4 protein-coding genes and 1 pseudogene are annotated in these 10395 nt (G+C 62.3%); all 5 read left to right on the forward strand.

Annotated features, from left to right (window positions below; all coding sequences use genetic code 11):
* Positions 1-235 (forward strand): annotated as a pseudogene (locus EOB59_RS36685) (50S ribosomal protein L1); the annotation flags it as partial.
* Positions 236-630: 395 nt separating this feature from the next.
* On the forward strand, positions 631-1149 hold the full coding sequence (gene rplJ, locus EOB59_RS25365; protein ID WP_013531412.1) for a 50S ribosomal protein L10: 519 nt from the start codon (positions 631-633) through the stop codon (positions 1147-1149).
* Positions 1150-1203: 54 nt separating this feature from the next.
* On the forward strand, positions 1204-1581 hold the full coding sequence (gene rplL / locus EOB59_RS25370) for a 50S ribosomal protein L7/L12 (protein ID WP_027038853.1): 378 nt from the start codon (positions 1204-1206) through the stop codon (positions 1579-1581).
* Between the two features lie 251 nt (positions 1582-1832).
* Positions 1833-5969 carry a DNA-directed RNA polymerase subunit beta gene (gene rpoB, locus EOB59_RS25375; protein WP_127295769.1) on the forward strand — a complete coding sequence of 1379 codons (4137 nt, stop codon included), beginning with the start codon at positions 1833-1835 and terminating at the stop codon, positions 5967-5969.
* 147 nt (positions 5970-6116) lie between these two features.
* Positions 6117-10313, forward strand: a complete 4197-nt coding sequence (gene rpoC / locus EOB59_RS25380) for a DNA-directed RNA polymerase subunit beta' (RefSeq protein ID WP_013531415.1) — start codon at positions 6117-6119, stop codon at positions 10311-10313.
* Positions 10314-10395 lie beyond the last annotated feature (82 nt).

A 10395-nucleotide genomic window follows, 5' to 3' on the forward strand; every position in this document is an offset into this window, starting at 1 on the left:
ATCCAAGGGCGGCGCCGTCGAGTTCCGTGTCGAGAAGGCTGGCATCGTCCATGCCGGCGTCGGCAAGGTCTCGTTCGACGTCAAGGCCCTGGAAGAGAACATCCGCGCCTTCGCCGATGCGGTGACCAAGGCAAAGCCGACTGGCGCCAAGGGCAACTACGTCAAGAAGGTGTCGGTCACCTCGACGATGGGCCCGGGCCTCAAGCTCGACGTCGCGACGCTCAACGCGTCCTGATAAGTTTTGATCGAGATCGGCCGGTAAACGGCTGATCTGCAAAGAATTCCGGGCCTCCGACCTAGTTGGCGGCCCGGTACCGGAAGCCGAGAGGTTTCCGGACATCCTGTCCGAGATTGCAGGCGGCCCAGAAGCCTTAATTCGATTTGGGCCTGCATGAGACGGGTGAAGACCGGACAACGGAGCGATTGCTCCAATGAAAGGTTCGAACCGTGTTTGCCTTTTGTCTGCGCATCGCCGGCTTGACCGTCGATGTGGCGAAAGGGGGCAGGATCCTCGAGCGTCGTTCGGGAGATCCGTTACTGGATGGCCCGGCCGACAAAAGGCAACCCGACGCCTGTCCTCGTCAATGGGATGTTCCCGTTAACAGGATTGGGGTCAACTGGAGATAGGCAGTGGACAGAGCGGAAAAACGCGAACTCGTCACGGGCCTGAACGGTGCGTTCTCGAACGCAGGTTCAGTGGTCGTGGCCCACTACGCCGGTATCACCGTCGCGCAAATGAACGACCTTCGGTCGAAAATGCGCGCCGCCGGTGGCACCGTCAAAGTCGCGAAGAACCGTCTCGCCAAAATCGCTCTTCAGGGCACGGACTCCGCATCGATCATCGAGCTGTTCAAGGGACAGACGCTGATTGCTTATTCGGAGGATCCGATTGCGGCGCCGAAGGTCGCGTCCGATTTCGCCAAGGGAAATGACAAGCTCGTCATTCTCGGCGGCGCAATGGGCACCACCTCGCTCAACGCCGACGGTGTGAAGGCACTCGCCACACTTCCGTCGCTCGATGAGCTGCGCGCCAGGCTGGTTGGCATGATCGCCACGCCGGCAACCCGGATCGCCCAGATCGTCAATGCGCCAGCGGCTTCGGTCGCGCGCGTCATCGGCGCTTACGCCCGGAAGGACGAGGCGGCATGAGGCCGTTCCTCGCTATCACAAACACACGTTCGAACCTTATGAAGGAATACAACAATGGCTGATCTCGCAAAGATCGTAGACGACCTTTCGAAGCTGACCGTCCTCGAGGCGGCCGAGCTGTCGAAGCTTCTGGAAGAAAAGTGGGGCGTTTCCGCCGCTGCTCCGGTGGCTGTTGCCGCCGCTGGCGGTGGTGCGGCCGCAGCTGCTCCGGTCGAGGAAAAGACGGAATTCGACGTCGTCCTCACCGAGGCAGGCGCTCAGAAGATCAACGTCATCAAGGAAGTCCGCGCCATCACCGGTCTTGGCCTCAAGGAAGCCAAGGATCTGGTCGAAGCGGCTCCGAAGCCGGTCAAGGAAGCCGTTTCCAAGGCCGACGCTGACAAGTTCAAGGCCCAGCTGGAAGCAGCCGGCGCCAAGGTCGAACTGAAGTAAGCGTAAAAGCGGCGGGCGGCCTCGCGCCGTCCGCCACTCCCTTCGCTGGAAGGGAGCACGTGTAGCGCGAGACGTACGAGAACCTCTTTCCTGAGGGCCGCAAACCGGCCCTCAGGAAACGGGTTTTCTCCCGTTCTAGCCGGCCGCCGACAGGCGCCGGGAAAACAGACAGAGGGTTGCCGCCAAGGTAGCCCAGCATGCAAGGCGAGCCGCGGCGAGGCTCGTCCCGAGTTTAGAGCTAAGGAGCGACGATGGCCCAGACCCAGACTTTCAATGGCCGCAGACGCGTACGCAAGTTCTTCGGAAAGATCCCGGAAGTTGCGGAGATGCCGAACCTGATCGAGGTTCAGAAGGCATCCTATGACCAGTTCCTGATGGTGGCGGAGCCCAAGGGTGGGCGTCCGGACGAGGGACTGCAGGCCGTTTTCAAGTCGGTCTTCCCGATCTCCGATTTTTCCGGCTCCTCGATGTTGGAGTTCGTGAAGTATGAGTTCGAAGGACCGAAATTCGACGTTGACGAATGCCGTCAGCGCGACCTCACCTATGCCGCGCCGCTCAAGGTGACGCTGCGCCTCATCGTGTTCGATATCGACGAGGATACCGGCGCCAAGTCCATCAAGGACATCAAGGAGCAGGACGTCTACATGGGCGACATGCCGCTCATGACCCTGAACGGCACCTTCATCGTCAACGGCACCGAGCGCGTCATCGTTTCGCAGATGCACCGTTCGCCGGGCGTCTTCTTCGACCATGACAAGGGCAAGTCGCACTCGTCGGGCAAGCTTCTGTTTGCCGCGCGCGTCATTCCCTATCGCGGTTCGTGGCTCGACATCGAGTTCGATTCCAAGGACGTCGTGCACGCCCGCATCGATCGCCGCCGCAAGATTCCGGTGACGTCGCTGCTGATGGCGCTTGGCATGGACGGCGAAGAGATCCTGTCGACCTTCTACAACAAGATCACCTACAAGCGCGCCGGCGACCATTGGCGCATTCCGTTCAACGTCGAGCGTTTCCGCGGCCTCAAGGCTGTCGGCGACCTGGTCGATGCCGATACCGGCGAAGTCGTCGTCGAAGCCGGCAAGAAGATCACCGCGCGTCAGGCAAGGGCGCTTGGCGAAAAGGGTCTCAAGGCGATCAAGGCGACCGACGAGGATCTGCTCGGCAACTATCTGGCCGAGGACATCGTCAACTACGCCACCGGCGAGATATTCCTCGAGGCCGGCGACGAGATCGACGAGAAGACGCTGAAGGTTCTGCTCGGCACCGGCGAAGACGAGATCAAGGTTCTCGACATCGACCACGTCAATGTCGGCGCCTATATCCGCAACACGCTCAACGTCGACAAGAACGAGAGCCGCCAGGACGCGCTGTTCGACATCTATCGTGTCATGCGCCCCGGCGAGCCGCCGACGCTCGAAACCGCCGAAGCCATGTTCAACTCGCTGTTCTTCGACAGTGAGCGCTACGATCTGTCGGCCGTCGGCCGCGTCAAGATGAACATGCGCCTCGAGCTCAAGGCCGAGGACACCGTGCGCGTGCTGCGCAAGGACGACATCCTGGCCGTGGTCAGGACGCTGGTCGAGCTGCGCGACGGCAAGGGCGAGATCGACGACATCGACAATCTCGGCAACCGCCGCGTGCGTTCGGTCGGCGAGCTGATGGAAAACCAGTACCGCGTCGGCCTGCTGCGCATGGAGCGCGCGATCAAGGAGCGTATGTCCTCGATCGAGATCGACACGGTCATGCCGCAGGACCTGATCAACGCCAAGCCGGCGGCTGCCGCCGTGCGCGAGTTCTTCGGTTCCTCGCAGCTGTCGCAGTTCATGGACCAGACCAACCCGCTGTCGGAGATCACCCACAAGCGCCGCCTCTCGGCGCTTGGACCGGGCGGTCTGACCCGCGAGCGCGCCGGCTTCGAAGTGCGCGACGTGCACCCGACGCATTACGGCCGCATCTGCCCGATCGAGACGCCGGAAGGCCCGAATATCGGTCTGATCAACTCGCTGGCCACCTTCGCACGCGTCAACAAGTACGGCTTCATCGAGAGCCCGTACCGCAAGATCGTCGACGGCAAGCTGACCAATGACGTCGTCTATCTCTCGGCGATGGAAGAGGCCAAGCACCATGTCGCGCAGGCCAACGCCGAGCTCGACAAGAACGGTGGTTTCGTCGACGAATTCGTCATTTGCCGCAGCGCCGGCGAAGTGATGATGGCGCCGCGCGAAAACGTCGATCTGATGGACGTGTCGCCCAAGCAGATGGTGTCGGTGGCCGCGGCCCTGATCCCGTTCCTGGAAAACGACGACGCCAACCGCGCTCTGATGGGCTCGAACATGCAGCGTCAGGCCGTGCCGCTGGTGCGCGCCGAGGCGCCGTTCGTCGGCACCGGCATGGAGCCGATCGTCGCCCGTGACTCGGGCGCCGCCATCGGCGCCCGCCGCGGCGGCATCGTCGACCAGGTGGACGCGACGCGTATCGTTATCCGCGCCACCGAAGATCTCGATCCGGGCAAGTCCGGCGTCGATATCTACCGGCTGATGAAGTTCCAGCGTTCGAACCAGAACACCTGCATCAACCAGCGTCCGCTGGTTCGCATGGGTGACCGGGTCAACAAGGGCGACATCATCGCCGACGGTCCGTCGACCGAGCTCGGCGATCTGGCGCTCGGCCGCAACGTGCTGGTCGCGTTCATGCCGTGGAACGGCTACAACTACGAGGACTCGATCCTCCTGTCCGAACGCATCGTCGCCGATGACGTCTTCACCTCGATCCACATCGAGGAGTTCGAGGTCATGGCGCGCGATACCAAGCTCGGACCGGAGGAAATCACGCGCGATATCCCGAACGTCTCGGAAGAAGCGCTGAAGAACCTCGACGAAGCCGGCATCGTCTATATCGGTGCTGAAGTTCAGCCGGGCGACATCCTGGTCGGCAAGATCACGCCGAAGGGCGAAAGCCCGATGACGCCGGAAGAGAAGCTTCTGCGCGCCATCTTCGGCGAAAAGGCATCCGATGTGCGCGACACCTCGATGCGCATGCCTCCGGGCACTTTCGGCACGGTCGTCGAGGTGCGCGTCTTCAATCGCCACGGTGTGGAGAAGGACGAGCGCGCCATGGCGATCGAGCGCGAGGAGATCGAACGCCTCGCCAAGGACCGCGACGACGAACAGGCCATTCTGGACCGTAACGTCTACGCGCGTCTTTCCGACGTGCTCGTCGGCAAGGAAGCGATCGCCGGACCGAAGGGCTTCAAGAAGGGCTCGACGCTGTCCAAGGATACGCTCGACGAGTATCCGCGTTCGCAGTGGTGGCAGTTTGCCGTGGAGAACGAAAAGCTCCAGAGCGAACTGGAAGCCCTGCGTGGCCAGTACGACGATTCCAAGAAGGCGCTCGAACAGCGTTTCATGGACAAGGTCGAGAAGGTCCAGCGCGGCGACGAAATGCCTCCGGGCGTCATGAAGATGGTCAAGGTCTTCGTGGCCGTGAAGCGCAAGATGCAGCCCGGCGACAAGATGGCCGGCCGTCACGGCAACAAGGGTGTCGTGTCGCGGATCGTTCCGGTCGAGGACATGCCTTTCCTCGAGGACGGCACGCATGCCGATATCGTGCTCAACCCGCTGGGTGTGCCGAGCCGCATGAATGTCGGCCAGATCCTGGAAACGCATCTGGGCTGGGCATGCGCGGGCATGGGCAGGAAGATCGGCGAGCTGATCGACACGTACAAGGCAGCCGGCGATATCAAGCCGCTGCGCAAGACGCTCGAGAGCTTCATCCCGGCCAACGACCGCAACGAGCCGGTTCGTGACTATGACGACGAGAGCATCGTTCGCCTCAGCGAGCAGATGCGCCGCGGCGTCTCGATCGCGACCCCGGTGTTCGACGGCGCGCATGAGGCTGACATCAACATCATGCTGGAGCAGGCGGGCCTGCACACATCAGGTCAGTCGCAGCTCTATGACGGACGCACGGGCGAGCCGTTCGATCGCAAGGTGACGATGGGCTACATCTACATGCTCAAGCTTCACCACCTCGTGGACGACAAGATCCACGCGCGTTCGATCGGTCCGTATTCGCTCGTCACGCAGCAGCCGCTGGGCGGCAAGGCGCAGTTCGGTGGCCAGCGCTTCGGCGAGATGGAGGTCTGGGCACTGGAAGCATACGGCGCCGCCTACACGCTGCAGGAAATGCTGACGGTGAAGTCCGACGACGTCGCCGGTCGTACCAAGGTCTACGAGGCGATCGTGCGCGGCGACGACACCTTCGAGGCCGGCATCCCCGAGAGCTTCAACGTTCTCGTCAAGGAAATGCGGTCTCTCGGCCTCAATGTCGAGCTGGAGAACACCAAGCTCGACGACAACCCTGTCCGGCTGCCCGATGCTGCCGAATAGGGGCGCGGCCGAGTAAACAAGACGTTCGGTCGCGGAAATCGCGACCGAACGCACCAAATTCTTCGGCCGGTGGCCGACACACGACGGCGGGCGTTTGGCCCGCGCTAGATGCAAGGGGTTTTCGAGGACCCCGAAAAGGAGAACGGCATGAACCAAGAGGTCATGAATCTCTTCAATCCGCAGGCGCCTGCGCAGGTGTTCGATTCCATTCGGATATCGCTTGCCAGCCCTGAGAAGATTCTGTCCTGGTCTTTCGGCGAGATCAAGAAGCCGGAGACCATCAACTACCGCACCTTCAAGCCGGAGCGTGACGGTCTGTTCTGCGCGCGCATTTTTGGCCCGATCAAGGACTACGAGTGCCTGTGCGGCAAGTACAAGCGCATGAAGTACAAGGGCGTCATCTGCGAGAAGTGCGGCGTCGAAGTCACGCTGTCGCGCGTTCGCCGCGAGCGCATGGGCCATATCGAGCTGGCGGCTCCGGTCGCCCATATCTGGTTCCTGAAGTCGCTGCCGTCGCGCATCGGCACGCTGCTCGACATGACCCTGAAGGACATCGAGCGCGTCCTTTATTTCGAGAACTACATCGTCACCGAACCTGGCCTCACCGCGCTGAAGGAGCACCAGCTGCTCAGCGAGGAAGAGTACATGATCGCCGTTGACGAGTATGGCGAGGATTCGTTCACCGCCATGATCGGCGCCGAGGCCATTCATGACCTCCTGGCCGGCATGGACCTGGAGAAGATCGCCGGCGACCTGCGTTCGGAACTGGCTTCGACCACCTCCGAGCTGAAGCAGAAGAAGTATCTGAAGCGGCTCAAGGTCGTCGAGAACTTCATGGAATCCGGCAACCGTCCGGAATGGATGATCATGAAAGTGGTTCCGGTGATCCCGCCGGACCTGCGCCCGCTGGTTCCGCTGGACGGCGGCCGCTTCGCCACGTCGGATCTGAACGATCTCTATCGCCGCGTCATCAACCGCAACAACCGTCTGAAGCGGCTGATCGAGCTGCGGGCGCCGGGCATCATCGTGCGCAATGAAAAGCGCATGCTGCAGGAAGCCGTCGATGCGCTGTTCGACAACGGCCGTCGCGGCCGCGTCATCACCGGCGCCAACAAGCGCCCGCTGAAGTCGCTGTCCGACATGCTCAAGGGCAAGCAGGGCCGGTTCCGTCAGAACCTGCTCGGCAAGCGCGTAGACTATTCCGGCCGCTCGGTCATCGTGACCGGTCCGGAGCTCAAGCTGCATCAGTGCGGCCTGCCCAAGAAGATGGCGCTCGAACTGTTCAAGCCCTTCATCTACGCCCGTCTCGACGCCAAGGGTTACTCCTCGACCGTCAAGCAGGCGAAGAAGCTGGTCGAAAAGGAGCGTCCGGAAGTCTGGGATATCCTCGACGAGGTCATCCGCGAGCATCCGGTGCTGCTGAACCGTGCGCCGACGCTGCACCGTCTCGGCATCCAGGCATTCGAGCCGATCCTGATCGAAGGCAAGGCGATCCAGCTGCACCCGCTGGTCTGCACGGCCTTCAACGCCGACTTCGACGGCGACCAGATGGCCGTTCACGTGCCGCTGTCGCTGGAAGCGCAGCTTGAAGCCCGCGTGCTGATGATGTCGACCAACAACATCCTGCACCCGGCTTCCGGCGCGCCGATCATCGTGCCGTCGCAGGACATGGTTCTGGGTCTCTATTATCTCTCGATCGTCAACCAGAACGAGCCGGGCGAGGGCATGGTGTTTGCCGACATGGGCGAACTCCAGCACGCGCTCGAGACCAAGGCGGTGACGCTGCACTCCAAGATCAAGGGTCGTTTCCGTACGGTCGACGCCGAAGGCAAGGTCGTGTCGAAGATCCATGACACGACGCCTGGCCGCATGATCATCGGCGAGCTTCTGCCGAAGAACGTCAACGTGCCTTACGAGACCGCCAACCAGGAGATGACCAAGAAGAACATCTCCAAGATGATCGACACCGTCTACCGCCATTGCGGTCAGAAGGAGACGGTCATTTTCTGCGATCGCATCATGGCGCTCGGCTTCAGCCATGCCTGCCGTGCCGGCATTTCGTTCGGCAAGGACGACATGCTGATCCCGGATGCCAAGATCAAGCTGGTCTCCGACACCGAGGCTTTGGCCAAGGAATACGAGCAGCAGTACAATGACGGTCTGATCACGCAGGGCGAGAAGTACAACAAGGTCGTCGACGCCTGGGCCAAGTGCTCGGAAAAGGTCGCCGACGAAATGATGGCCCGCATCAAGGCGGTCGAGTTCGAGGACAATGGCCGTCAGAAGCCGATGAACTCGATCTACATGATGTCGCACTCCGGTGCGCGTGGCTCGCCCACCCAGATGCGCCAGCTTGCCGGCATGCGCGGCCTCATGGCCAAGCCGTCGGGTGAAATCATCGAGACGCCGATCATCTCGAACTTCAAGGAAGGCCTGACCGTGCTCGAGTACTTCAACTCGACCCACGGCGCCCGCAAGGGTCTGGCCGACACCGCCTTGAAGACGGCGAACTCGGGTTACCTCACCCGTCGTCTGGTCGACGTGGCGCAGGATTGCATCGTCAACTCCGTCGACTGCGGCACCGACAAGGGCCTCACCATGCAGCCGATCGTCGATGCCGGTCAGGTCGTCGCTTCGGTCGGCCAGCGCGTGCTGGGCCGTACGTCGCTCGACGACATCACCCATCCGGTGTCGGGCGAGATCCTGGTCAAGGCCGGAACGCTGATGGACGAGCGTGACGTGGAACAGATCGAAAAGGCCGGCGTCCAGTCGGTCCGCATCCGCTCGGCACTGACTTGCGAAGTCAGGGTTGGCGTCTGCGCGGTCTGCTACGGTCGCGATCTGGCCCGCGGCACCCCGGTCAATCAGGGCGAAGCCGTCGGCGTCATCGCGGCGCAGTCGATCGGCGAGCCGGGCACGCAGCTCACCATGCGTACCTTCCACATGGGCGGTACCGCGCAGGTGGTCGACAGCTCGTTCCTTGAAGCCTCGTATGAGGGCAAGGTCGAGATCCGTAACCGCAACGTGGTGCGCAACTCCGACGGCCAGCAGATGGTCATGGGCCGCAACATGGCGGTGCTGATCCTCGACGAGGCCGGCAAGGAGCGCGCCTCGCACCGTCTCACCTATGGTTCGCGCATCTTCGTGGACGATGGTGACAAGGTGAAGCGCGGCCAGCGTATCGCCGAGTGGGATCCCTATACCCGTCCGGTCCTCACTGAAATCGAGGGCAGGGTGTCGTACGAGGATCTGGTCGACGGCATTTCCGTTCAGGAAACGGCCGACGAGTCGACCGGCATCACCAAGCGTGAGGTCATCGACTGGCGCTCGACGCCACGCGGCAACGACCTGAAGCCGGCGATTGCGATCCAGGACGCCAAGGGCAAGGTCGGCAAGCTGTCGAAGGGCGGCGACGCCCGCTTCCTGCTCTCGGTCGAGGCCATTCTTTCGGTCGAGCCGGGTTCGCAGGTTCGCCCCGGCGACGTTTTGGCGCGTATTCCGATGGAAAGCGCCAAGACCAAGGACATCACCGGCGGTCTGCCGCGTGTTGCCGAGCTGTTCGAGGCACGTCGTCCGAAGGATCACGCCATCATCGCCGAGATCGACGGCACGATCCGCTTCGGCCGCGACTACAAGAACAAGCGTCGCATCATCATCGAGCCGCATGACTCGACGCTCGAGCCGGTCGAATACCTGATCCCGAAGGGCAAGCCGTTCCATCTCCAGGACGGCGACGTCATCGAGAAGGGCGACTACATCCTCGACGGCAATCCGGCGCCGCACGACATCCTGGCGATCAAGGGCGTGGAGGCACTTGCTTCCTACCTCGTCAACGAGATCCAGGAAGTCTATCGTCTGCAGGGCGTGTCGATCAACGACAAGCACATCGAGGTGATTGTTCGCCAGATGCTGCAGAAGGTCGAGATCACGGTGCAGGGCGATTCGACCTACATCCCGGGCGATCATGTCGACGTGATCGAACTGGAAGAGGTCAACGAGCGTCTGGTCGAGGACGGCAAGAAGCCGGCCGAAGGCCTGCCGGTGCTGCTCGGCATCACCAAGGCATCGCTGCAGACGCCGTCCTTCATCTCGGCCGCCTCCTTCCAGGAAACGACCCGGGTGCTGACGGAGGCTGCGGTTGCCGGCAAGACCGACATGCTGCAGGGCTTGAAGGAAAACGTCATCGTCGGCCGGCTGATCCCGGCCGGTACCGGCGGCACGATGAGCCAGATCCGGCGCATCGCCACCTCGCGCGACGAACTGATCATCGACGAGCGCCGCAAGGCCTCGGGTGCGGAAGTCGCCGAGCCGATGCTGGCCGACATGACAACCGCCGCGCAGTAAGCGCGGCGGCAGGAATCTCAGGCAAAAAAAGGCCGTCGGGGCGACCCGGCGGCCTTTTTTCATTGCGTTCGAGCCGAACTTT

The organism is Mesorhizobium sp. M7A.F.Ca.MR.176.00.0.0 (assembly GCF_004023165.1).
GTDB lineage: Bacteria > Pseudomonadota > Alphaproteobacteria > Rhizobiales > Rhizobiaceae > Mesorhizobium.